This is a genomic window from Paenibacillus melissococcoides, assembly GCA_944800085.1.
Classification (GTDB): Bacteria; Bacillota; Bacilli; order Paenibacillales; family Paenibacillaceae; genus Paenibacillus_B; species Paenibacillus_B melissococcoides.
Map to the genome: position 1 here is coordinate 618445 of CALYLO010000001.1, position 21556 is coordinate 640000.

A 21556-nucleotide genomic window follows, 5' to 3' on the forward strand; every position below is an offset into this window, starting at 1 on the left:
ACGAGTACCGTTTTACGATGAGAAGGTGTTGAGACTGTTTAAGCTGTTGGGGAACAAACGGTTAATCATTCTATTGTTCGGAATTATTTTGTTTATCGCATTGATGGGCTTCACCTTGGGCGGACGGCTGAAGATGTCGTGGCCGGAGAAAATCGTGCACGATACGGTAACGTTCGTGCAGCAGCTGGTGTATAAGCCGGCTTCCTATATAGCCAATTTTTTTCACGATATCGCGACCTTGAAGGAACTGCATGAAGAGAATGAGCGTCTGAAGATTGTGGAGGCCCATTATATACGCGACAAAGCTTATTACAGCGAAGTTCAGTCGAGGAACGAGTTGCTGATGGAGGCGCTGAACTTCACCAAGCGCCAGAAGCAGTTGAACCTGCCGTATGACTACTGGATTGCCCAAGTGTCCTCCATTAACGTGGCCGATCCGTTCAACCAGACGCTGAATCTCAATCTTGGGGAGATCAACGGCGTCCGCCAAGGGATGCCTGTCATCTCTGTCGATGGCGTAGTGGGGACGATCAGCCGCGTGTACGAATTCTCCTCCACCGTGCAGCTGTTGACCAATCTGGACGAGAAGGACCCGAATTCGCGCCCGATCTCGGCGACAGTGCTTGGCAAGAGCGATTCCTTCGGCATGATAGAATCATATGATCACAGCAGCGGCACCTTCACGATGACACGGATAGAAGAGAACGACAAGGTGAAGGTGGGAGATACGATTATCTCCTCCGGCTTCGGCGGAGTATTCCCGGGCGGACTGGTTATCGGCACCGTCGTCTCTCTGCAGCAAGGAGACCTTGGACTGACGCGTACCGCTACCATCGAACCGGCAGCCAACTATCGCGACTGGCGCTATCTGTTCATCGTCTTCACGCCAGATCCGGAAGAGAACGGCTCGAAGAAAGAGGATAAGTGATGAACCGGAATTGGATGATTGGCTTCATGTTCGTGCTGTTCATATTGGAGGGGACGCTGCTTCCGCTCATCATTCCGGATATGTGGCAGGGGCGCATTATTCCGCAGTTCGTCTTCATCGCAGTGCTCTATCACGGCATCTATCAGCATCGTCACACGGCGCTTATTATGGGACTCGCGTTCGGATTTATGCAGGACATCGTATACTATGGGCATATGATTGGCCCGCATGCGTTCAGCATGGGGCTGCTCGGCTATTTGGCAGGGCTTCTCTTTCCCGGACGGAATATCACGCTCATACCGATGATGGCGGCGGCGGTCATGGGAAGCTTCTTGTACCAGACGATACTGTTCGCTATCTATTCGCTGTTCAACTTGAGCAAAATGACGTATGACGCTGCGCTTTTCGACTATTTGATTCCGAGTCTGTTCGTACAGCTGCTGTTTGCGCTTGCGATCTACGTTCCGATGCGGAAATGGTTCGATCTTCAGTCGGGAACCGCTGAAAATGAACAAGACTAAGCAGCCGTCTTTGGGCACTTCGTCCAGGCGGCTGATGCTGTTTTCAAGCGCGGCTCCGGTGCTGAAGCCGGGCGGGATAGAAGATATGTCCGTCAGCCTCGATCGCTCCTCTTCGAGGGGCGTCGACAGAGGTTTTTCTTACGATTCACGGCTTTCTTGCAGGAACTTTTCTTATCCGTCACGAAAAAGATAACCGTGGGGAGGGACATTTCATGACGGCCAAGCCATTGGTAACGATTAAAGGCATGAAAGACGGCCTCGTGTTCCTGCTTGACGATCAGTGCGAATTTACAGACTTGTTGCAAGAATTGCGCGACAAGCTTGACCATACACCGCATTTTTTCGACGGACCGCTTGTGTATGTCGATGTCAAGTTAGGAGCCCGTACCACTGCCGATGAGCAAAAGACAGAGATGCTCAACATTTTGAGGCAGCGGGGGAATCTGCTAATCCGATCGCTGGAATCGGATGCCGATGTCAAGAAGGAAGCGCAAGGGTACCGCGTTCACACGATGACCGGAATGGTTCGCTCGGGGCAGGTGCTCCGGCATGACGGGCATCTGCTGTTCCTTGGCGATGTCAATCCGGGCGGAATGATCATAAGCAGCGGAGACATATTCGTATTCGGAGCCCTGCGGGGCACAGCCCATGCCGGCGTCGATGGAGAGACCGGCGCGGTCATCGCCGCTTCGCTGTTTGCGCCGACGCAGCTGCGCATCGCGGATGTCATCAGCCGCCCGCCGGACGAATGGGGGGTATCGCAGGCTCATATGGAATTTGCGTATATCCATGACGGCATGATGCAAATTGACAAAATCTCGCAGCTTCATCGCGTCCGCAAGGACATTACTTTGTTCAAAGGAGTGTAGAAGAACTATGGGAGAGGCTATCGTCGTCACTTCGGGGAAAGGCGGCGTCGGCAAGACGACGACGTCGGCGAATTTGGGGACCGCGCTCGCTCTGCTCGGCAAAAAAGTATGCATGGTCGATACCGATATCGGCTTGCGCAACCTCGATGTCGTCATGGGGCTGGAGAATCGCATCATCTATGATATATGCGACGTGGCCGACGGCCGCTGCCGATTGAACCAAGCGCTTGTCAAGGACAAGCGGTTCGATGAATTATACATGCTGCCTGCCGCCCAGACCAAAGACAAGGATGCGGTCTCGCCGGAGCAAGTAAAGGATATCATTCTCGAATTAAAGAAGGAATACGAATATATTATTATCGATTGCCCTGCCGGCATCGAACAAGGCTTCAAAAATGCCATCGCCGGGGCGGACCGCGCGATTGTCGTTACGACTCCGGAGAATGCGGCCGTACGCGATGCCGATCGCATTATCGGCCTGCTGGAAAATGCGAATGTCGGCTCGCCGAAGCTGATCGTGAACCGCATCCGCTCCAGCATGGTGAAGAGCGGTGAGATGCTGGATCTGGACGATATTTTGCAGGTGCTGAATATCGAACTGCTCGGGATCGTGCCGGATGACGAACTCGTCATTCGGGCCGCGAATGCTGGGGAGCCGACCGTAATGAACCCGGATTCCCGCGCCGCGGTCGCTTACCGCAATATCGCCCGGCGCATTCTGGGGGATACGGTTCCGTTGATGCCGCTTGATCAGAAGAAGGGCGTGCTGACGCGGATGAAGAAGTTTTTTGGGATGGGTTGATGAGCATTGCTTAACAAACTAAAACGGATTGATTGGGTTATCGTTGGAATTTTGCTTGTGTTTTCGGTTTTCAGCCCGCTTGTCATTTATAGTGCGACCCACGGGGGAGATCCGAGCTTTGCCAATACGGCGATGAAGACGGTTGTTTTCTATGGGGCCGGCTTTGTCGTCCTGTTCGGAACCGCGTTGTTCGATTACCGGATTTTGCTGAAAATATGGCCGGTTACGATGGGAGTAACGGTCCTGCTGCTCGTCGGCATCTTCTTTTTCGGCTCCAATCTAAACGGCGCAATTGGCTGGTACAATATTGGGACGTTCTCGTTCCAGCCGGCGGAGATAGCCAAGATTGCGCTTATTTTCGCCTTGGCTCAGCTGCTGGGACGACGCGGCGGGGATCCGCTCACGTTCACCAAAGACTTGTTGCCGGTGGCGCTTGTGACGCTGGTGCCGTTCACGCTCGTCGTTGTCCAGCCGGATTTGGGCAATGCCATCATCTATATTGTTATTTTCATCGGCATGCTCTGGATCGGCGGGATTAAGCTGCGGCATGTGCTGATTGGTCTCGTGGCCGTCTCGCTGCTGGCCGGGTCGGTCTATGTTGCCTTCACGACGTTCCGTGAAGAGACCAAAGCGTTTTTTACCGATGTCGTCAAGCATCAGCACTGGTTCACGCGCATCGATACGTTCATTAATCCGTCCTTGGCATCGTCGGATGCCAATCATCAATCCAAATACGCCATGATCGCGATCGGCTCCGGAGGGTTGTCCGGAGACGGGTATATGAAGGGGGAATTGAAGCGAAGAAGCTTCATTCCATATACGTACTCGGACGCGATCTTCGTCGTCATCGGGGAGGAGTTCGGCTTCCAGGGCTCATCGATACTCCTGCTGCTCTATTTCTTATTGATATACAGGATGATTCTCATCGCCTTCCAGTGCTATGACTTGAGGGGCTCCTATATCATCATCGGCATCGTGTCCATGTTCGTATTTCAGATACTTGAAAATATCGGCATGATGATCGGTCTGATGCCGGTGACGGGGATTACGCTGCCCTTCATCAGCTACGGGGGAACTTCCTTGCTGCTGAATATGTTTTGCATCGGTTTGGTGATGAGCATACGCATATATCAAGAGAAGTATCAGATTGAAGACTGAAGATTCAAGTTTGAAGATTGAAGGAAGGAAGCCGGAACGGTATAGGCTGTCAAGAAGAGGCTTTACTGTCTGCATCCGCTTGGAGGATATAGACAGTAGGGCCTTTTTTGCCGTTGAAGGGATAGAAGAGCCAAGCAGGTTCTTCAACGCCCCTTGCGATGAGTATCCCCATACTTCAGAAGCAGAAGACAACGCAGCCTCTAATGGCCCGGCCCCCCCGGGAAAAACTCAGTAGACGTATGATCTACTTCTGTCTCTCATGTACCATATCCCCTTCTTTCTGTACCTTATGGATAATATCCCTGAAACTCAGGCAGTGGAGTGAGCCCGACTGCTTTTTATGAATGGTCTCCCTGAGCCTCAGGTTGCTACGCAAGGGGGGCATGCCTCCTAATAAAACCGCATGCCTCCTTATAAAGAGTATCTCTATAGATCAAGAAGTAAGCATACCTATAGTACAGGAAGTAAAGCACATCAGTTCAGAACGTAAGCACATATTCCCCTGAGAAGTAAGCAGCAATATCCCAGAGAATCAGGAGCAAGTAAGTTCATCTGGTTCTTTTCATCAATATCCCGGAAGTTCAGGACAGGCGAGTATCCCCTTAATTCAGGATGATGGGTTCAGAAAGGTAGGCATGTAAACTGTCGGTTAAAACGATGGAGCGAAAAGACCGAGATAATTTATGGTACAGGAGAAATCTTACTGACTGAGAAAATTTTTTACTAAGTAGTGGACGCTTAATTACAAGGCCCGAAAATGATACGTAGTAATCCCGTCGGCACAAATGTAGGTCCTATCTAGGTTCATTTAGGCAGCTGTAAGAGAACGAACGTAATTCTTCGAGGGGGAGGCTCGCCTTAGGTACCGGCCTCTCGCCCCGTTATCGGCGCAGCATATCGCGGCTAAGGACTCCCAGCCTGCCGCTTGGCGGGCGATGGCATTTTCCCGGTAACAAAATTCGTCCAAATAATACTGCAAATACTTACCGCTTATCCCGCGGAACGTATCACATAACCATCTTTGCGCTCGCCTGAACACGGTATACAATGGACTGTTATACTTGACGCGAAAGCGCTGGCGGATAATGCAGATCATGGAATCCGGAGCAGAGACATGTTCAGCGATAAAGCTGCCGCGGCCGCAAGGAAGAAGCAGCTTGCCGGACATGTGCTGCCGGTTAACCTGCTTCATTTTATATTGGTGTTCCTCCCCATTCGGAGCCAGCGAGGCCGCCACAATAATCGCCTGCTCCCGCGGAGCGAGATCGACACTCGGATAAAGACGAGGGCCATTAAAGGCAATAAAGCCATGCACACGATGCTCGAGCCGCTCTTCTTCATCGGCACAGCTCATCGCGATACGAATCTTATGAAGCATTGCCCATGCCGTCTTGTAGGTAACATTGATAGTCGAACGAAGTCTGACCGCATTAATCCCTTCCTTCGGATTGGAGACAAGCCAAATTGCAGCCATCCATTTCCGCAAAGAGGTTCTGCTGCCCTCGAGGATCGTGCCCGCAGTCAAGGATGTCTGATGCCGGCACTCGCAGCATTCATACAGAGGCAGCCGTCGTGTCCGGATCAGATAGGCGCGAACATGCCGGCAGTTTGGACAGCGAAAGCCGTTAGGCCATTTCATCGCAAATATAGCAGAAATGCATGCTTCTTCTGTAGGGAATTGATCCATTAACTCCTCCAACGTGCCAATCTTCGTCAAGATATCCATGATAGCAGCCTCCTCCTAAATTGGAATAAAACAAACGTATGTTCTTATTTTTATTTTACCAAACATATGTTTCCATGTAAAGTCTATTACTGGAAGCGAACTCGGTTTTGCTATAAAGATTGGATTGAGGGATTGTCAATCTATTTAGTGAAATCGTTATATTTAAGGTTTGATTTGCCTGAGCGCTTGGGAAATTGACCATAAGCTTGCCGGGGGGATCAGAGTTCAAAGCCTGAGCGCTTGGGAGACTATGCAAAAGACCGCGAACAGCATGTATGCACGGGATTGGGGACGCAAGGGTAAGAGGCTGGCAGCAGGCAATCTAAGAATGAGTGAGGCGGCTCGAGCGTTCGCACCCAATTCAAAGAACGAATAAGGCAAAGTCAATCTGGCGGGAAGGCTTGTTCATAACCGGTGAGAGCTTGTCATACACATGGGATAAAGGAGCGTTTGACTAGGGGGGAAGGCTCGATTTTCGAGACAGCAGATGTCAAGACGTATGCAGGCAGATATCGATCAAGAGGATATCAATGAAGGGATGAGAAAGCCATGATCGAGGACATTCGCCGTCGGCGGCAAGAACGAATTCGGGAAATCATCAGTCAAGAACAGCGGTCATCCGAGGCGGAGCGCCGGCATGAAGCCGGGACGTCCATCCTGCCCGTCCAGCACTCCGAGCATGAGCCGCCGAATATTCGACCCGCTCAGACGGCTGCGCCTGGGACGGTCGAAATTCCCGGCGATAGTGACGAGATGGGCGGGCATCCTTCGCTTCGACTGAACGAATTGGAATTTCTCGCCGATTCGCCCGATCCGGAACGGTTGTGGAAGGCGTCGCAGCGGCAATGGCATGAACGCTACGGATGGGAGCAGGAAAGGAAAGGCGGGTTCTGGCGATCTTTTCGCACGCGAATGGTGCTGTCCGTCCTGTTGTTCGCTGCGGCGTTCGCGATCTTCCGCTTCCCTGCGGATTGGAATGAGCCGGCGAGGCAGTGGATCGGAAGGAGCTTGACCGAGGAAATGGACATGCGCCCAATCGCGGCCTGGTATGAGCGGATGTTCTCCGGCTCGCCCTCTTTCATCCCGCTGTTCCAAGGAAAGCGGAATGAAGCGGCATCGGTTCAAGGGGGACTGTCGCTGCATCCCCCTGTCAAGGGGACGGTGCTGCAGCCGTTCGATATGAACCGCAACGGGATCCGGATTGCTGCCGACACCGGGACCGAGGGTTCTGCCGAGGTGATGAGCGTGGCGACGGGACGGGTTACGGAAGTAAACCGCCGGGCGGAGGATGATATCCAGGTTACGGTTCAGCATGCATTGGGCGTGGTCAGCATATACGGCGGTCTCGCCGCCAGCGAGGTGAAGGTGAACGATTGGCTGGAGGAGGGGGAAGCTGTGGGCACGTTGGGAAGTCCGGCGGAAGATCGTACTCCGGCGCTTTATTTCGCCCTTTTGCGGGACGGGGAGTACATTGATCCGACGGATGTGATCGCTTTTGATTAAATGGGGAGGAACCGTCTATACACTGCATCCTTTGTTTATCCTCCTGCTGGCCATGGCGGCCGTGACGGGATATATTTTGGAGCTGCTGACTCTGTTCGTTATCGTGATTGTGCATGAAATGGGGCATGTCACAGCGGCGCGCATGTTCGGCTGGACGATATCGGAAGTGAAGCTGCTGCCCTTCGGCGGCGTGGCGGAGACGGAGGACGGAAGTCTGGCTCCGGCATGGCAGGAGTGGCTGGTCATGGCCGCAGGGCCGCTGCAGAATGGTATCATGATCGGACTTGCCCTGTTGTTCGAGCAGTGGGGGTGGTGGGGAAGCGCTTGGACGGACGATTTCATTCGGGCGAATGCGTTCATCGGATTGTTCAATTTGCTTCCGGTGCTGCCGCTCGATGGCGGGCGCATGCTGCAAGCAGCCGCTTCGCTATGGTTCAGTTATTACAAGACGCTGCTTATCGGGGCCCGAGTGAGCATGGCGGTCAGCGCTGCGATTGCGGCTTACAGCGTCATTCCGCTGTTCACGGGCGGAAAAGTGAATTTGAACCTGCTTGTGCTGGGAATCTTCCTCTTATGGTCCAATTGGGAGGAGTGGAAGAACGTGCCTTATCGTTTTCTGCGCTTCCTGATGGCCCGTCCCGCCCGGCTTCGCAAATGGGAACGAAGCGGCTGTCTCGGCAGGCCGATCGTGGCGGAGATCGGCTGGCCGCTGTCCGGGCTGCTGCGCTTGCTTCGCCGGGATGAATATCATTTTATTTATGTCATGGACCCTGAAGGGGTGATTAAACGTATCATTCCCGAACAGCGTGCGATTGATGCCTATTTTGACGAGCCCGGGGGAGAGCGGAAGTGAGCGGGCGCGCATCGTGGCGGCTGCCGCTTCCGTTTTCCTATTATTTTGATCGGAAAGCATACCGGTTTGGTATGTTCACTGCCTCCTGCTTCATGTTACAATGGAAGATGACGCGCTGTAACAGAGGTGATACCATGAAACAAATGATTGTTCACTGCGAGGAACAAGTCACGCAAATGGCATTGTTGGAACATGGTCGGCTCGTCGAATATGCAGTCGAACAAGCCACGGGAACTACGTCGGTCGGAAGCTTTTACAAGGGCCGCGTAGTGAATGTTCTTCCGGGAATGCAGGCTGCATTTGTGGACATCGGTCAGAAGAAGAACGCATTTCTGTATGTTGATGATTGTTTGCACCCGCATTTGGAGAAGCAGCCGAAGCAGAAGCCTCCGATAACCAGCTTGCTTCGTGTTGGACAGGAGCTTATTGTCCAAGTGATGAAGGAGGCGCTGGGGGGCAAGGGCGCCCGTGTGACGACCCATTACTCGCTGCCAGGCCGCTATTCGGTCTATATGCCTAACGCCGATTATATCGGAGTATCCAAGAAGATTGAGCAGGAAGCGGAACGAAACCGCCTGAAGCAGCTTGCCGAAGAGCTGCGCGAGAACGAGGAAGGCATGATTATCCGCACCGTGGCGGAGGGAGAGTCGCGAGAGACGCTGCAAGGCGATATCGAGACGCTCCGCGAGCTGTGGAAGCGAATTACGCTTCGTTCGGCGCAAGCGGAAGCGCCTGCCCTGCTGCACCATGATCTGAACATGGTGGAGCGGCTGGTGCGGGACGCCTTCTCGCGGGATGTCGATCAGTTGCTGATTGACAATGTCCGCCAAGCCGAGCGGTTACATACGTTCGTCCGATCGGTCGCCCCTGATTTGGAGAACCGGATTCATACGTATAGGGAAGCGGACCCGTTGTTCCGGCGCTATCATATCCATGAGCAGCTGGACAAGGCGTTCCAGCGCAAAACGTGGCTGGAAAGCGGAGGCTATCTGGTATGGGATCAGACGGAAGCTTTAACCGTTGTTGACGTGAACACGGGGAAATATACGGGGACAAGCCATCTCGAAGAGACCGTGTATACTACGAATATGGAAGCTGCGGAGGAAATCGCGCGTCTCATCCGTCTGCGGGATATCGGAGGCATCATCATTGTCGATTTCATCGACATGGATACGGAAGAGCATCGGCAGCACGTGGTCGAACGGCTGGAGACGATGGTGAAGAAAGACAGGACGAAATGTCTGGTCGTCGGCTGGACGAAGCTTGGCTTGCTGGAGCTGACCCGCAAAAAAGTGCGGGAACAGGTAATGAACCAGTTCCTTCAGCCATGTTCCTCTTGCGGGGGAAGCGGATGGGAGCCGGCACAAATTCCTAGCCGTTAATGGAACGCAAAGGGTTGTATTTTGTAATTAATTGTGCTACAATCTATAAGTATGTGTCTAGTGAAGTTGCTTACACATGCTGTAACCGCTCCGGACAGGTTCCAAGCATGAGGCTGGAAGCAGCGTCATCACCTGATTCAGGCGAGTCTGAGACATGAGGAGGTGCAACACAATGTATGCAATTATCGAAACTGGCGGCAAGCAGTACAAAGTTCAAGCGGGCGATGTATTGTACATCGAGAAGCTGAACGCTGCAGAAGGCGACAGCGTAACATTCGATCGCGTATTGGCGGTATCGAAGGACGGCGGCCTCGTTACAGGCACACCGGTTGTATCCGGCGCTGCGGTAACGGCGAAGGTAGAGAAGCATGGAAAAGGCGCGAAAATTGTCGTGTACAAGTACAAAGCGAAAAAGAACTACCGTCGCAAGCAAGGTCATCGCCAACCGTACACAAAAGTAACGATCGAGAACATTCAGGCGTAAGAGGTGCCGGATGATTCGCGTTACAGTTAGGCGGAAGCCGGATCGATCTATCGCTGGCTTCTCGATTGAGGGCCACGCGGATTATGCTCCCCACGGAGAAGACATCGTATGTGCGGGTGTCTCGGCCGTGTCGGTGGGCGCAGCCAATGCCATTGAGGTTCTGACTGGCGTTGAACTGGAGTGCGAGATGAAGGACGGCTTCTTGAGCGGAACGGTTCCGTTCATCGAGCGGAAGGACATCGAAGCGCAGGTTCAGTTGCTGCTGGAATCGATGATCATTGGGTTGCAAAGTATCGAAGCTTCATACGAATCGTATCTTCAGATAGAAGAACTAATGACAACATAAAGGAGGTAGACAACATGTTGAAACTGAATCTTCAGTTGTTCGCATCCAAGAAGGGCGTAGGCTCCACGAAGAACGGCCGTGACAGTATTTCCAAGCGTCTTGGCGTGAAGCGCGCAGACGGCCAAGTGGTTACAGCCGGCAGCATCTTGGTCCGCCAACGCGGCACGAAGGTCCATCCAGGCAACAACGTGGGCATCGGTAAAGATGACACGCTGTTCGCAAAAGTGGAAGGCGTCGTGAAGTTCGAACGATGGGGTCGCGACCGTAAAAAAGTGAGCGTCTACCCGGTGGAAGCTGCACCTGTTGCAGCAGCTGTGGAGAACTAAGACGATAGAAGAAACCCTCGGCTAGTGCCGGGGGTTTTTTTTACCCGGCCGCGGTTCATTTTTCTTGGACGCCTTCCCTTGCGCATGATATACTGAAGATTGGGGAGTCTGTACATAAATGGAAGAATGGAATGATGAGCGGGGAGCCGGAATATGAATAGTTTGCGATTGAAGCTAGGAGGCTGCATCGCGGCAGGGGCCGCATGCGCCGTCACTGTCATTGGATGGCCTTTATCATTCACTTGGAGATTCGTGCTTATTCTCGTCATGGCGGTGATGCTGAGCCTGTGCGGGTTCTTGTTATACCGGGAAGAGCGGGTGCGGCGGCAGCGCATGGAGCGTTCGCTGGCGACGTCTGCCCTCCAGTTGATGAACCATCAGCGCCATGACTGGATGAATGATCTGCAGTTGGTGTACGGTTATGTTCGATTGAAGAAGTTCGATAAATTGCCGGAATGTGTAGAGACTATAAAAGAGCGAATGGCGGAGGAGAGCCGGATTGCCAAGCTTGGCGTGCCCGAGCTGGTGATGTTCCTGATGCAGCAGCGGCTGTCCGGCAGCATGATGCCGCTCCGGATCGAGATACCGGAACCGGTTGAATTGAACCGGATGGATTTGTCCGTCGATCCGTGCAAGCTGACCGAATCGGTTATTGCCTCAGTGCAAGCCTTTCGCTTTGCGGCGAAAGACCAGAATGACGGGATGAATCCGCTAAGCGTCGAATTTGCCAAGGAGGACGGCCGGCTCGTCATTTGCTATCAATACGAAGGCATCTTATTGAATCCGGATGAAGTGGAATTCAAATTGAAGCATATCGCGTCTGTAGGCGGCCTGCGGCTGGAGCAATCGTCAGCGCAGCATAACGAAGAGCACGAAGCCTACCGCATTGTCGTGCCTTGCAACGCATAACGGGGTGACAGCATGTTTGTAGATAAGACGAAAATATATGTAAAAGGCGGCGACGGAGGCGACGGTCTCGTCGCGTTCCGCCGGGAGAAGTATGTCGCGATGGGCGGACCGGCCGGCGGCGACGGAGGAAATGGCGGGGACGTCATTTTTCGCGTGGACGAGGGTCTGCGCACACTGGTCGATTTCCGCTATCAGAAGCACTTTAAGGCAAGCCGCGGGGAGAAGGGGCGGAACAAGAGCCAGCACGGAGCCAACGCGGAGCCTATGATTGTGCGGGTTCCGCCGGGAACGGTCGTGATCGATGATGATACGCAGGAGGTTATCGCCGATCTGACCCGTCACGGTCAAGAGGTTGTCGTAGCCAAAGGCGGACGCGGAGGCAGAGGAAATATGCGCTTCGCCACCCCGGCGAATCCGGCGCCGGAGCTGGCAGAGCATGGGGAAGAAGGCCAGGAGCGCTGGGTTGTGCTTGAGCTGAAGGTGATGGCGGATGTCGGCCTGGTCGGCTTCCCAAGCGTGGGCAAATCGACGCTTCTGTCCGTCGTGTCGGGCGCGAAGCCGAAGATCGGGGCCTATCATTTCACGACGATCACCCCGAATCTGGGGGTCGTCGACATCGGGGATGGACGAAGCTTCGTGATGGCCGACCTGCCGGGCTTGATCGAGGGCGCCAGCGAAGGAGTCGGATTGGGACATGAATTTCTGCGCCATATCGAACGTACCCGGATTATTATCCACGTCGTGGACATGGCGGGAACCGAAGGGCGCGATCCGTTCGACGATTGGGTCAAAATTAACGATGAGTTGAAACAATACAATGAGAAGCTGGCGGAACGCCCGCAGATCGTGGCAGCGAACAAGATGGACATGCCTCAGGCGGAGGAGAACCTGGAAGCGTTCCGTGAGCAGGTGCGGGACTTGAAAGGCGACGAGATCGAGATTATGCCGATCTCCTCCTTGACGAAGCAGGGGATCCAGGAGCTGCTCTACAAGGCCATGGACATGCTGGAAAGTCTTCCAGAGACGCATGTCGAAGAGGTCGCAGACGTCGAGGAGCGCAAAATCTACCGCTACAAGAAGAAAGAGGAGAAGCCTTCCTTCACGATTCGGCGGGAGAATGACACGTTCGTCATCGAGAGCGAGGCGATTGAAGGCATGCTGAAGCGGATGCAGATGACCTCGCATGACGCGATTCTCCGGTTCGCGCGGACGCTTCGCCGCATGGGGGTAGATGAAGAGCTGCGCAAGCGCGGCGCAGAGGACGGCACCATCATCCGGATCGGCAACTTCGAGTTCGAATTCGTCGAAGGCAGCAGCTATTACTGATGAAAACAAAGGAAGACCGCAGGCCTTGATGAAGGCTTGCGGTCTTTTTTCGCTGTCATCCTTGCGCCGGCGGAGGGGGGGTATACGCATCCAGCCTCTCAAGATCTTCCGGAGCCAGGCGAAGCCGGACCGCCTGAGCGCTGTCGCGAATCGATTGCGGACGGGTCGCTCCCGGAATCGGAAGCAGCAGCGGGGAGAGGGCGAGCATCCACGCCAGCACGATCTGGTATGGGCTCGCTTCATAGGCGTTGGCCAGCTCCTGCAGCAGCGGGTCCTGCCGCAGTCTGGACGATTGCCCCGGACCTCCGAACGGGCTGTAAGCGACGAACAGAATCCGGCGCGCTTCGCAGAAGGCCAGCACGTCCGAGGAGCTTCGAACGAACAAGTGGTAACGGTTCTGGATCGCCGCTACCCCGGCGATGCGCAAGGCCGCCTCGCATTCGGCCACCGAGACATTGGACAGCCCCAGATGCTCGATCTTGCCTTCCTCCTGCAGCCGGCTCAGTTCCCCGAACGATTCCTCGAACGGAACGTCCGGATCCGGGGCATGCAAGTAATACAGCGGATGCGCGTCCCGCCGCAGCAGGAGGAGGCTGCGTTCGCAGGCGGCGCGCAGCGATCGCGGGTGTCCGCTCCGGATCCAGGCGCCGTCCGGGCGCGCAAGCCCGGACTTGGTTGCAATGACGCACCCGGGAGCCGGAGGGAGCGTGTCCGCGAACAACTGCTCATTATGACCGAGATCATGCTCATTCAAGCTGTATGTATCTGCCGTATCGAAGAAAGTGATGCCGTTCTCCCAGGCCTCGTGGATCGTGCTCATGGCCTGTTCCCGCTCCGGTCTTCCCGGCACGGAGAGCGGAGCTCCGCCGAAGCCGATAGCCGAGATCCGGTAGGAGCCCAATGGTTTGTGCTGCATGGATATCCACCTGCCTTGTCATCATTCATCCCGGCCGATGATGCCGGAAGAGCATCGATTCGTTTGTATTTTGTACGTTCGCGAGGGGGAAAAGTTCTGGTTGAAACCATGTCATCGTTGTTGCGATGAAAGGATGGGCAACTACGGTATGCCTTGGCTTGCTGCCTGACATGATATCCTATAATATGGTGCTAGCAGCGGCTTTATCGCATATACAATCCAGTAGAAGCGGAGAAGTGAACAACTGTGGAACCGGGAAATAAACCGTTATACGCTCTTATCATAGACGATATAAAGCGGAAAATAGAAGAGGGGAGATATATTGTTCATCAACAGATTCCGACGGAAATGGAGCTGGCCGCTCAGTTCGGAGTGACCCGCATTACGTCCAAGCGTGCCCTGCTTGAGCTGGAACGGAGCGGGTACATTTACCGCAAGCGGGGAAGCGGCAGCTTCGTCAGTGAGCGCGCCAGGGACAAGGAAGCTCCCTCTAGCGGGACACCGGGCTCCCCGCGGCGCATCATTTCGCTTATATTGCCCTATATGGCGGCGAACGGTCACCTGGATTACATAAGAGGGGCTACGGAATATGCGGTATCCGGTCAGCTCCATCCACAACATGGAGATGTTGAATCTTCACTACATCGATCAATATCCGATTGTGACGATGGACCAATATTACGACAGCATTCCGGTGCCGAGCGTATGTTCCGATAACTTCCGCGGCGGATATATCGGGCCAGCAAGTTGATCGAGCTGGGCCATCGGCGCATCGCCTTCGTGTCAAGCATCGGCATCGAGTACCGGAGTTCGGTTCGCGATCGCTATTTCGGCTACTGTCAGGCGCTGAAGGACGGCGGCCTCCCGAGCGATGCCGAGCTGGTCATCACCGATTTCTACCGGCAGGTGAACGCGGACAACAAAGCGGCTTTCTACGCGGAGATGATTCAGATTCTTCTGGCCAAAAAAGCGACGGCGATTCAAGCCGAGCATGACGACCTGGCGCTTGATCTGCTAAGAGTCTGCTTGGCAACGAATATCCAGGTGCCGGAGCGGCTGTCGATCGTCGGATTCGACGACGAGGAAGCTTCGCGGCATTGCGATGTTCCGCTCGCGACCGTGCTGCAAAATAAGCGAGCGAATCTTGTTGAAAGCGGAATCATAGGAAAAATGGATATCGAATATTTACTCCCCAAGCGCTAGCGGATATAATAACTCGTAAAAATATTCCATGGCATATGCAAGAGCCTCATCCCGCCGTTGACTGGGTGAGGCTTTTCGGTTATTCGGGGATCTCGTCCCGAGTCTTGTATGAAACCGAGAAAAATGCAAGTGAAAACGAAGGAAAAGGCATTTGATCTCTGTTAAATTCGTGTATAATGAATCCAATTTTAATTGTTGGCTCATCTCCTATTGCCAATCCGCATACGAATCCGCTATAATGTCCTCTATAAGAAAACAAAAGTCTTTTTACGGAGGACTGCACATGGCAGAGCGATACTACTTGGTACGGGAAGATATTTTACCGGATGCAGTGGTCAAGACGGTACGGGCGAAGCAGCTGCTCGCCTCGGGAGAGGTCAAGACCGTGCACGAGGCTGCGGAGCGGGTCGAGCTGAGCCGCAGCGCATTCTATAAGTATAAAGACGGCATCTTTCCGCTGAACCAACTGGAGCGGGAGCGCATCGTGACGATTTCGCTCGATTTGGAGCACCGATCAGGCATCCTCTCGAAGGTGCTCAGCTCGGTGGCCGTGTTCGAGGGCAACGTGCTTACGATCCACCAGACGATTCCGCTGCAAGGGATGGCGAATGTGGTTCTCTCGGTGGAGACATCCCTTATTGCCGAACCGTTCGGCATGATGCTTGAGACGCTGCGCGACATTTCGGGCGTGAAGCGGGTACAGGTCATCGGGCAAGGATAAGGCGGTCCGCTTGCTAACGCAGGCAGCGAAGGCCGGACACGAACCGATGGCCGCCGAAATCATATTTCTTTTTTACACATAGACAGATTGCGCCAAGCGAAGGGGAGGAACGAGATGAAGCCAATCAAAGTAGGACTATTGGGGCTGGGCACCGTAGGTACGGGTGTTGTTCGCATTGTTGAAGGCCATCAGGAGGATCTGGCAAGCCAGGTCGGATCGCCGATTCAGATCGGGAAGGTGCTTGTCAAAGATATGAGCAAGTCCCGCAGCGTTCATGTGCCGGATCATTTGCTCACGGAAGATGCGTGGGATATTATCGACGATCCGGAGATCGACGTCGTCGTCGAAGTGATGGGCGGCATTGAGCCGACCAAGGAATATATTATGGAAGCGTTGGATCGCGGCAAGCATGTCGTGACCGCGAACAAGGACCTGATCGCGCTCCATGGGCGGGAGATCAAGGCGAAGGCGAAGGAGAAGCGCTGCGATGTGTTCTACGAGGCGAGCGTCGCCGGCGGCATTCCGATCATCCGCACGCTGATGGAAGGCTTCTCGTCCGACCGGATTACGAAAATTATGGGGATCGTCAACGGGACGACCAATTACATTTTATCGAAGATGAGCCAGGAAGGGGCCGGCTATGAAGAGGTCCTGCAGGAAGCGCAGCAGCTCGGCTACGCCGAAGCGGATCCAACCTCGGATGTGGAAGGGCTGGACGCGGCGCGCAAGATGGCGATTCTCGCGACGCTCGGCTTCCATGCGGACGTCTCTCTGGAAGACGTGGAAGTGCGCGGCATCTCCCGCATCAAGAAGGAAGACATCGCTTTTGCCAAAAAATTGGGCTATGAAATGAAGCTGCTTGGCATCGCCGAACGGCAGGATGATCAGATCAGTGTCGTCGTGCAGCCGACAATGGTCAGCACGGCGCATCCGCTCGCTTCCGTGAACGGCGTGTTCAATGCGGTCTATGTGTACGGAGAAGCCGTAGGCGAGACGATGTTCTACGGCCCGGGCGCCGGCGAGATGCCGACGGCCACCTCGATCGTGGCGGATCTGGTCGCGGTCATCAAGAACATGAAGCTCGGCGTAAACGGACAGCGCGCCTTGACTCCGTACAAGGAGAAGAAGCTTAAATCCGACGAGCAGATTGCTTATAAAAACTTCATCCTGCTTCACGTCGAAGACAAGGCAGGAGTGCTTGCGCAAATTACGCAAGTGTTCGCCGAGTACGATGTGAGCCTCGATTCGGTTGTGCAGCAGCCGAATTCGAACAACCCGGATGCGGAGATTATCATTATTACGCATTACGCCAGCCGGGCGAACATGAATAAGGTGTTTGAGCATTTCGAGAATCTGTCCGTCATCATGTCGATTAAGAGCGCTTATCGGGTCGAAGGTTGATTGAGCAGCTTCGCATGAATCGGTAGAATCCATACGCAAAGAGGGGAAAAGGAAATGAGATATATGGGATTGCTGGAGACCTACAAGCGCTATTTGCCGGTTAACGAAAATACGCCCATGCTGACCCTGCAGGAAGGCAACACGCCGCTCATTCGGGCGGAGCGCCTGTCCGAGGAGCTCGGGCTGGATATGTATTTGAAATATGAAGGCTTGAATCCGACCGGTTCCTTCAAGGATCGCGGGATGGTGATGGCCGTAGCGAAGGCGATGGAAGAAGGGAGCCGCACGATTATGTGCGCCTCGACCGGCAACACGTCCGCGGCCGCGGCCGCCTATGCCGCCCGGGGCGGACTGAACTGCATCGTGCTGATCCCGAACAATAACATTGCGCTTGGCAAGCTGGCGCAAGCGATGATCTACGGTGCGAAGGTGATTGCGATCGAGGGCAACTTCGACCGCGCGCTGGAGATCGTGCGCGAGATTACGGCGAAGCACCCGATTACGCTCGTCAATTCGGTCAACCCGTACCGGATCGAGGGACAGAAGACAGCCGCCTTCGAGGTGTGCGATCAATTGGGGGCCGCGCCGGACGTGCTCGCCATTCCGGTCGGCAATGCGGGCAATATTTCCGCTTACTGGAAAGGATTTAAGGAATATCATGCGGCAGGCCATACGGATCGTCTGCCGAAGATGGTCGGCTTCGAAGCGGAAGGCGCCATGGCGATTGTGAAGGGCGAGCCGATTCCGAACCCGGAAACATTGGCGACCGCCATTCGCATCGGCAATCCGGCAAGCTGGAAGACCGCTGTCGAGGCGGCCGAGCAATCGGGCGGTCAGATCAATTACGTGACCGACGATCAAATTATCGAAGCGTATCAGTTGCTGGCGTCGAGAGAAGGCGTCTTTGCCGAGCCGGCCTCGGCCGCTTCGGTGGCCGGCGTGCTGAAGCTGCACCGGGAAGGGTACTTCGCCGGAGGAGAGTCGGTCGTATGCGTGCTGACCGGACATGGGCTCAAGGATCCGAATATCGCCATCCAGACGGCGGCGAAGGAGCCGCTCGTCGTGCCGGACACGGAGAAAGCGGTCATGGCGGCGATTCGCCAGCTGGAGGGTGGACAATAATGTGGAAGGAAGAGGGCGTGCTCGTGCGCGTGCCTGCCAGCACGGCCAATCTTGGCCCCGGGTTCGATACGCTCGGCATGGCGCTCGAGCTCCATTTGTGGGTCGCGATGAAGCCGGCGGAGCAGATGCAGATTCGCCTTCACGGATCGGAGCTTCACGGTCTTCCCCTCGATGACCGCAATCTGATCTACCGGACGGCGCAAGCGCTCTTTCGGGAAGCGGGAGCAGAGGAGCGCCCGCTCGCCCTGGATGTCTACAGCGAGATCCCGCTGACGCGCGGGCTGGGCAGCAGCGCCTCCGCCTTGATCGGCGGGCTGGCCGCCGCGAATTGGCTCATCGGGCAGCCGTTGACGGATCAACGGCTGTTCGATATGGCGACGGCCATCGAGCGCCATCCGGACAATGTGGGGGCCTCTCTGTACGGCGGAATTATCGCGGCCATGTGGGATGGCGAGCAGGCGCGCCATATTCGGCTCGATCCGCCGGCCGGCCTTGGAACGGTCGTGGCCGTTCCCCAGTTCGAGCTTGAGACGAAGAAGGCGCGTCATGTGCTGCCGGAGCGCATCGGCATGGCGGATGCAGTGTACAATATCAGCCGCTCCTCCGTTCTCGTCGCGGCCTTGGCCAGCGGACGCACGGAGCTGCTGGCGGAAGCGATGCGGGACCGGCTTCATCAGCCGTACCGGGCATCGCTTATTCCGGGCATGCCGGGCATATTGGAGGAGGCGGTGCGGCACGGAGCGCTTGGCGTGGCGCTAAGCGGCGCGGGGCCGACGCTTCTCGCCTTCGTGGACAACCTGAACGAGCACGATTCATTGCAAGCATATATGAAGCAAGCGCTTCTCGTTCACGGGGTCAAGTCCCGGGTTATGCCGCTCGGCATAAGCCAGGAAGGGGCCGTGCTCTGCGGAGTGTGGGACGATATGGCGGCGGTCGTCGCCGAGCGTGCCGGCCGTGCCGGCTCATCACGATAGAAGGAGTTAACTTATTATGGCTAGAATTGCGCTTTTGCCGAAAGGTTCCGTGTCGCATGAGGCCGCGGTCCATCTCGTCGGGGAGCAGCATCAGTTTGATCATTATGCCTTGATATCGGATGTGTTCCAGTCGACCGTTCAGGGCAAGACGGATTACAGCGTCATTCCGATCGAGAATACGATCGAGGGCTCGGTGAATCTGCATATGGATTGGATTGTCCATGAGGTGGACATTCCGTTCCAGGCGGAGTGGGTCTATCCGTCCATCCAAAATATTATCGGACGCCGCGCGGAAATCGAACGCGACTGGTCCCGGGTCGTCAAGGTGATGTCTCACCCGGTCGCCATGGCGCAATGCATTAATTTCATCCGGACGTATCTGCCGCATGCCGAACTGGAGCATACGGGCAGCACCGCCGAAGCCGTTCATAAGGTCAAGCGGCATCCCGGCAGCGGCTGGGTTGCGATCGGCACCGCCTTGGGGGCCCGTACCCACGGTCTCGATGTACTGGCATCGGAAGTAACGGACCATAATAATAACTATACAAGGTTCATCCTTATCGGCAAGGAGCCGCTGAACCTGGAGCGTTCCGGCAAGCCGAAGACGACGATTCTGGTCACGCTGCCGGAGGATTACCCGGGTGCGCTGCACCAGGTGCTGTCCGCATTTGCGTGGCGGTGCATCAACTTGTCGCGGATCGAATCGCGTCCGACGAAGCGCCGGCTGGGCAACTATTATTTCTATATTGATGTGGAAATGGGGCTGAACACGGTCCTGCTGCCTTCCGCGCTTGCGGAAATTGAAGCGATCGGGTGCCAGGTTCGCATCCTCGGATCTTATCCAAGCTATGCATTTGAAAAAGCTGTACACAAATAGGGTCAATATATCGGAGGTGCTTCTGCCATGTCGCAATGGATATACTTGAACGGACAATATGTCACCAAAGAAAATGCAACCATATCAGTATATGACCATGGTTTTCTTTACGGAGACGGGATATTTGAAGGTATCCGCGTCTATAGCGGCAATATCTTTAAATGCCGCGAGCATCTGGAGCGGCTGTATGATTCGGCGAAATCGATCATGCTGGACATTCCGCTGACGCTGGAAGAAATGCAGGATGCGATGGTGGAGACGATTCGGCGCAATGAGCTGCGTGACGGCTATATCCGGCTCATCGTCTCCCGCGGAGCCGGCAATCTTGGCCTCGATCCGCGCCGCTGCCCGAAGGCGAGTGTCATTATTATTGTCGAGCAGCTCGCCATTTATCCGGAGGAAGCTTACCGGAACGGGCTGCGCACCGTCTCGGTGTCCCAGCGCCGCAATATCCCGGACGCCTTGAATCCGAAGATCAAGTCGCTCAACTACTTGAACAATATTCTCGTCAAAATCCAGGCGAACCTGGCCGACGTCGGAGAAGCGATCATGTTGAACGCCCAAGGCTATGTCGCCGAAGGCTCCAGCGATAACATTTTTATTATCAAAAAAGGCGTTGTCTACACCCCACCCTGCTACTTGGGCGCGCTGGAAGGCATTACGCGGGGGGCCATTATGGAATTGTGCGGCAAGCTGGGCTATTCGCTCAAGGAAGAACCGTTCACGCTCCACGATGTGTATGTCGCGGATGAAGTGTTCTTCACGGGAACGGCTGCCGAAGTCATTGCCGTGCGCGAAGTTGACGGGCGTATCATCGGTTCCGGACAAGCGGGTCCGATGACGTTGAATCTGCTCAAGCATTTCCGCGAGATCGTAACGCGGGACGGTGTCAAGGTATACGAATAGATGCATATCTCAGTTGCAGACAACTCCTCCCTGAACATCGGGGAGGATTTTTTTGTATCAGGGGATGTCAAACGCCCATCATCTGCATAGGATGTAGTAATTGATCCTGGGGCAAGTGTCCCGAAGCACAGAGGATGATGAACGTTTGGGAGGTAACAACACGTGAAAATTCATATTGTCAAACACGGCGAGTCGTTATATTCCATTTCACAAAAATATGATGTTCCATTAGAGGAATTAATCAAGATGAACCCGCAGTTGAAATATCCGAATGAGATCGATGTCGGAATGAAGATTAAAGTC

At 54.8% G+C, this 21556-nt stretch carries 24 protein-coding genes, 1 pseudogene and 1 other annotated feature (1 of these 26 cut by a window edge); of the genes and pseudogenes, 23 read left to right on the forward strand and 2 right to left on the reverse strand.

Annotation, left to right across the window (positions count from 1 at the left end):
• The first annotated feature begins 28 nt into the window (after positions 1-28).
• The 5 genes from mreC (at position 29) to OCY70_RS02895 (ending at position 4278) form a co-directional block, all read left to right on the forward strand.
• A complete protein-coding gene (mreC, locus tag OCY70_RS02875) occupies positions 29-928 on the forward strand; it encodes a rod shape-determining protein MreC (RefSeq protein WP_213427101.1) in 900 nt (299 codons plus the stop codon).
• Positions 928-1449: a rod shape-determining protein MreD gene (gene mreD, locus OCY70_RS02880; RefSeq protein WP_213427100.1), complete on the forward strand. Its 522-nt coding sequence runs from the start codon at positions 928-930 to the stop codon at positions 1447-1449. Before mreC ends, mreD begins: the two co-directional genes overlap by 1 nt.
• A 212-nt stretch (positions 1450-1661) precedes the next feature.
• Positions 1662-2318 carry a septum site-determining protein MinC gene (minC, locus tag OCY70_RS02885; protein WP_213427099.1) on the forward strand — a complete coding sequence of 219 codons (657 nt, stop codon included), beginning with the start codon at positions 1662-1664 and terminating at the stop codon, positions 2316-2318.
• Positions 2319-2325: 7 nt separating this feature from the next.
• Positions 2326-3120, forward strand: coding sequence for a septum site-determining protein MinD (gene minD, locus OCY70_RS02890; RefSeq protein WP_006676691.1), 795 nt, complete (start codon positions 2326-2328; stop codon positions 3118-3120).
• 6 nt (positions 3121-3126) lie between these two features.
• Positions 3127-4278 (forward strand): FtsW/RodA/SpoVE family cell cycle protein, encoded by a 1152-nt coding sequence (locus tag OCY70_RS02895; RefSeq protein WP_213427098.1) that lies wholly within the window; start codon positions 3127-3129, stop codon positions 4276-4278.
• Positions 4279-5086: 808 nt separating this feature from the next.
• Here the strand turns inward: OCY70_RS02895 and OCY70_RS02900 are convergent.
• Positions 5087-6004 (reverse strand): transposase, encoded by a 918-nt coding sequence (locus OCY70_RS02900; RefSeq protein ID WP_213427097.1) that lies wholly within the window; start codon positions 6002-6004, stop codon positions 5087-5089.
• A gap of 549 nt (positions 6005-6553) precedes the next feature.
• Here OCY70_RS02900 and OCY70_RS02905 point away from each other — a divergent pair.
• The 8 genes from OCY70_RS02905 to obgE all read left to right on the forward strand — a co-directional run bounded on the left by OCY70_RS02905 (position 6554) and on the right by obgE (position 13133).
• Positions 6554-7507, forward strand: a complete 954-nt coding sequence (locus OCY70_RS02905; protein WP_213427096.1) for a M23 family metallopeptidase — start codon at positions 6554-6556, stop codon at positions 7505-7507.
• The gene (locus tag OCY70_RS02910; protein WP_213427095.1) at positions 7500-8360 is read left to right on the forward strand and encodes a M50 family metallopeptidase; all 861 of its coding nucleotides are present in this window, start codon (positions 7500-7502) and stop codon (positions 8358-8360) included. Before OCY70_RS02905 ends, OCY70_RS02910 begins: the two co-directional genes overlap by 8 nt.
• Before the next feature lie 134 nt (positions 8361-8494).
• Positions 8495-9742, forward strand: coding sequence for an Rne/Rng family ribonuclease (locus tag OCY70_RS02915; RefSeq protein WP_213427094.1), 1248 nt, complete (start codon positions 8495-8497; stop codon positions 9740-9742).
• Positions 9743-9815: 73 nt separating this feature from the next.
• Positions 9816-9901: a sequence feature (ribosomal protein L21 leader region), on the forward strand.
• Positions 9902-9914: 13 nt separating this feature from the next.
• Complete coding sequence (rplU, locus tag OCY70_RS02920) at positions 9915-10226, forward strand: 50S ribosomal protein L21 (protein WP_087441121.1); 312 nt, start codon at positions 9915-9917, stop codon at positions 10224-10226.
• Between the two features lie 10 nt (positions 10227-10236).
• Entirely contained in the window at positions 10237-10572 is a 336-nt protein-coding gene (locus OCY70_RS02925; RefSeq protein ID WP_006676698.1) for a ribosomal-processing cysteine protease Prp, read from the forward strand.
• 14 nt (positions 10573-10586) lie between these two features.
• Positions 10587-10898 carry a 50S ribosomal protein L27 gene (gene rpmA, locus OCY70_RS02930; protein ID WP_006284685.1) on the forward strand — a complete coding sequence of 104 codons (312 nt, stop codon included), beginning with the start codon at positions 10587-10589 and terminating at the stop codon, positions 10896-10898.
• 153 nt (positions 10899-11051) lie between these two features.
• Positions 11052-11807 (forward strand): Spo0B domain-containing protein, encoded by a 756-nt coding sequence (locus tag OCY70_RS02935; RefSeq protein WP_213427093.1) that lies wholly within the window; start codon positions 11052-11054, stop codon positions 11805-11807.
• 12 nt (positions 11808-11819) lie between these two features.
• Positions 11820-13133, forward strand: coding sequence for a GTPase ObgE (gene obgE / locus OCY70_RS02940; protein ID WP_213427092.1), 1314 nt, complete (start codon positions 11820-11822; stop codon positions 13131-13133).
• A 55-nt stretch (positions 13134-13188) separates the two neighbouring features.
• Here obgE and OCY70_RS02945 read toward each other — a convergent pair whose 3' ends face one another.
• Entirely contained in the window at positions 13189-14049 is an 861-nt protein-coding gene (locus OCY70_RS02945; RefSeq protein ID WP_213427091.1) for an aldo/keto reductase, read from the reverse strand.
• 246 nt (positions 14050-14295) lie between these two features.
• Here OCY70_RS02945 and OCY70_RS02950 point away from each other — a divergent pair.
• From OCY70_RS02950 to OCY70_RS02995, 10 genes and pseudogenes are all read left to right on the forward strand, one after another.
• Positions 14296-14496, forward strand: a pseudogene (locus OCY70_RS02950) (GntR family transcriptional regulator); the annotation flags it as partial.
• A 142-nt stretch (positions 14497-14638) separates the two neighbouring features.
• Positions 14639-14800: a hypothetical protein gene (locus OCY70_RS02955; RefSeq protein ID WP_249724706.1), complete on the forward strand. Its 162-nt coding sequence runs from the start codon at positions 14639-14641 to the stop codon at positions 14798-14800.
• A complete protein-coding gene (locus tag OCY70_RS02960; protein ID WP_249724700.1) occupies positions 14797-15252 on the forward strand; it encodes a substrate-binding domain-containing protein in 456 nt (151 codons plus the stop codon). Before OCY70_RS02955 ends, OCY70_RS02960 begins: the two co-directional genes overlap by 4 nt.
• A 283-nt stretch (positions 15253-15535) precedes the next feature.
• Positions 15536-15973 carry an ACT domain-containing protein gene (locus OCY70_RS02965; RefSeq protein WP_213427090.1) on the forward strand — a complete coding sequence of 146 codons (438 nt, stop codon included), beginning with the start codon at positions 15536-15538 and terminating at the stop codon, positions 15971-15973.
• Positions 15974-16087: 114 nt separating this feature from the next.
• Entirely contained in the window at positions 16088-17374 is a 1287-nt protein-coding gene (locus OCY70_RS02970; protein WP_213427089.1) for a homoserine dehydrogenase, read from the forward strand.
• 54 nt (positions 17375-17428) lie between these two features.
• Entirely contained in the window at positions 17429-18496 is a 1068-nt protein-coding gene (thrC, locus tag OCY70_RS02975) for a threonine synthase (protein WP_213427088.1), read from the forward strand.
• Positions 18496-19470, forward strand: coding sequence for a homoserine kinase (thrB, locus tag OCY70_RS02980; protein WP_213427087.1), 975 nt, complete (start codon positions 18496-18498; stop codon positions 19468-19470). Before thrC ends, thrB begins: the two co-directional genes overlap by 1 nt.
• A gap of 16 nt (positions 19471-19486) precedes the next feature.
• On the forward strand, positions 19487-20347 hold the full coding sequence (gene pheA, locus OCY70_RS02985; protein WP_213427086.1) for a prephenate dehydratase: 861 nt from the start codon (positions 19487-19489) through the stop codon (positions 20345-20347).
• A gap of 27 nt (positions 20348-20374) precedes the next feature.
• Positions 20375-21253, forward strand: a complete 879-nt coding sequence (gene ilvE, locus OCY70_RS02990; RefSeq protein ID WP_213427085.1) for a branched-chain-amino-acid transaminase — start codon at positions 20375-20377, stop codon at positions 21251-21253.
• Between the two features lie 162 nt (positions 21254-21415).
• Positions 21416-21556 carry the 5' portion of a LysM peptidoglycan-binding domain-containing protein gene (locus OCY70_RS02995; RefSeq protein WP_213427084.1) on the forward strand. The gene runs 1401 nt beyond the window's last position, so only the first 141 of its 1542 coding nucleotides appear in the window; it begins with the start codon at positions 21416-21418; the stop codon falls past the right edge of the window.

Excerpts from the sequence above, each read along its gene's own strand:
- mreD (WP_213427100.1), top strand. The coding sequence starts at position 928 with ATGAACCGGAATTGGATGATTGGCTTCATGTTCGTGCTGTTCATATTG.
- minC (WP_213427099.1), top strand. The coding sequence starts at position 1,662 with ATGACGGCCAAGCCATTGGTAACGATTAAAGGCATGAAAGACGGCCTC.
- minD (WP_006676691.1), top strand. The coding sequence starts at position 2,326 with ATGGGAGAGGCTATCGTCGTCACTTCGGGGAAAGGCGGCGTCGGCAAG.
- OCY70_RS02900 (WP_213427097.1), bottom strand. The coding sequence starts at position 6,004 with ATGGATATCTTGACGAAGATTGGCACGTTGGAGGAGTTAATGGATCAA.
- OCY70_RS02905 (WP_213427096.1), top strand. The coding sequence starts at position 6,554 with ATGATCGAGGACATTCGCCGTCGGCGGCAAGAACGAATTCGGGAAATC.
- OCY70_RS02915 (WP_213427094.1), top strand. The coding sequence starts at position 8,495 with ATGAAACAAATGATTGTTCACTGCGAGGAACAAGTCACGCAAATGGCA.
- rplU (WP_087441121.1), top strand. The coding sequence starts at position 9,915 with ATGTATGCAATTATCGAAACTGGCGGCAAGCAGTACAAAGTTCAAGCG.
- OCY70_RS02925 (WP_006676698.1), top strand. The coding sequence starts at position 10,237 with ATGATTCGCGTTACAGTTAGGCGGAAGCCGGATCGATCTATCGCTGGC.
- rpmA (WP_006284685.1), top strand. The coding sequence starts at position 10,587 with ATGTTGAAACTGAATCTTCAGTTGTTCGCATCCAAGAAGGGCGTAGGC.
- OCY70_RS02935 (WP_213427093.1), top strand. The coding sequence starts at position 11,052 with ATGAATAGTTTGCGATTGAAGCTAGGAGGCTGCATCGCGGCAGGGGCC.
- obgE (WP_213427092.1), top strand. The coding sequence starts at position 11,820 with ATGTTTGTAGATAAGACGAAAATATATGTAAAAGGCGGCGACGGAGGC.
- OCY70_RS02945 (WP_213427091.1), bottom strand. The coding sequence starts at position 14,049 with ATGCAGCACAAACCATTGGGCTCCTACCGGATCTCGGCTATCGGCTTC.
- OCY70_RS02955 (WP_249724706.1), top strand. The coding sequence starts at position 14,639 with ATGCGGTATCCGGTCAGCTCCATCCACAACATGGAGATGTTGAATCTT.
- OCY70_RS02965 (WP_213427090.1), top strand. The coding sequence starts at position 15,536 with ATGGCAGAGCGATACTACTTGGTACGGGAAGATATTTTACCGGATGCA.
- OCY70_RS02970 (WP_213427089.1), top strand. The coding sequence starts at position 16,088 with ATGAAGCCAATCAAAGTAGGACTATTGGGGCTGGGCACCGTAGGTACG.
- thrC (WP_213427088.1), top strand. The coding sequence starts at position 17,429 with ATGAGATATATGGGATTGCTGGAGACCTACAAGCGCTATTTGCCGGTT.
- thrB (WP_213427087.1), top strand. The coding sequence starts at position 18,496 with ATGTGGAAGGAAGAGGGCGTGCTCGTGCGCGTGCCTGCCAGCACGGCC.
- pheA (WP_213427086.1), top strand. The coding sequence starts at position 19,487 with ATGGCTAGAATTGCGCTTTTGCCGAAAGGTTCCGTGTCGCATGAGGCC.
- ilvE (WP_213427085.1), top strand. The coding sequence starts at position 20,375 with ATGTCGCAATGGATATACTTGAACGGACAATATGTCACCAAAGAAAAT.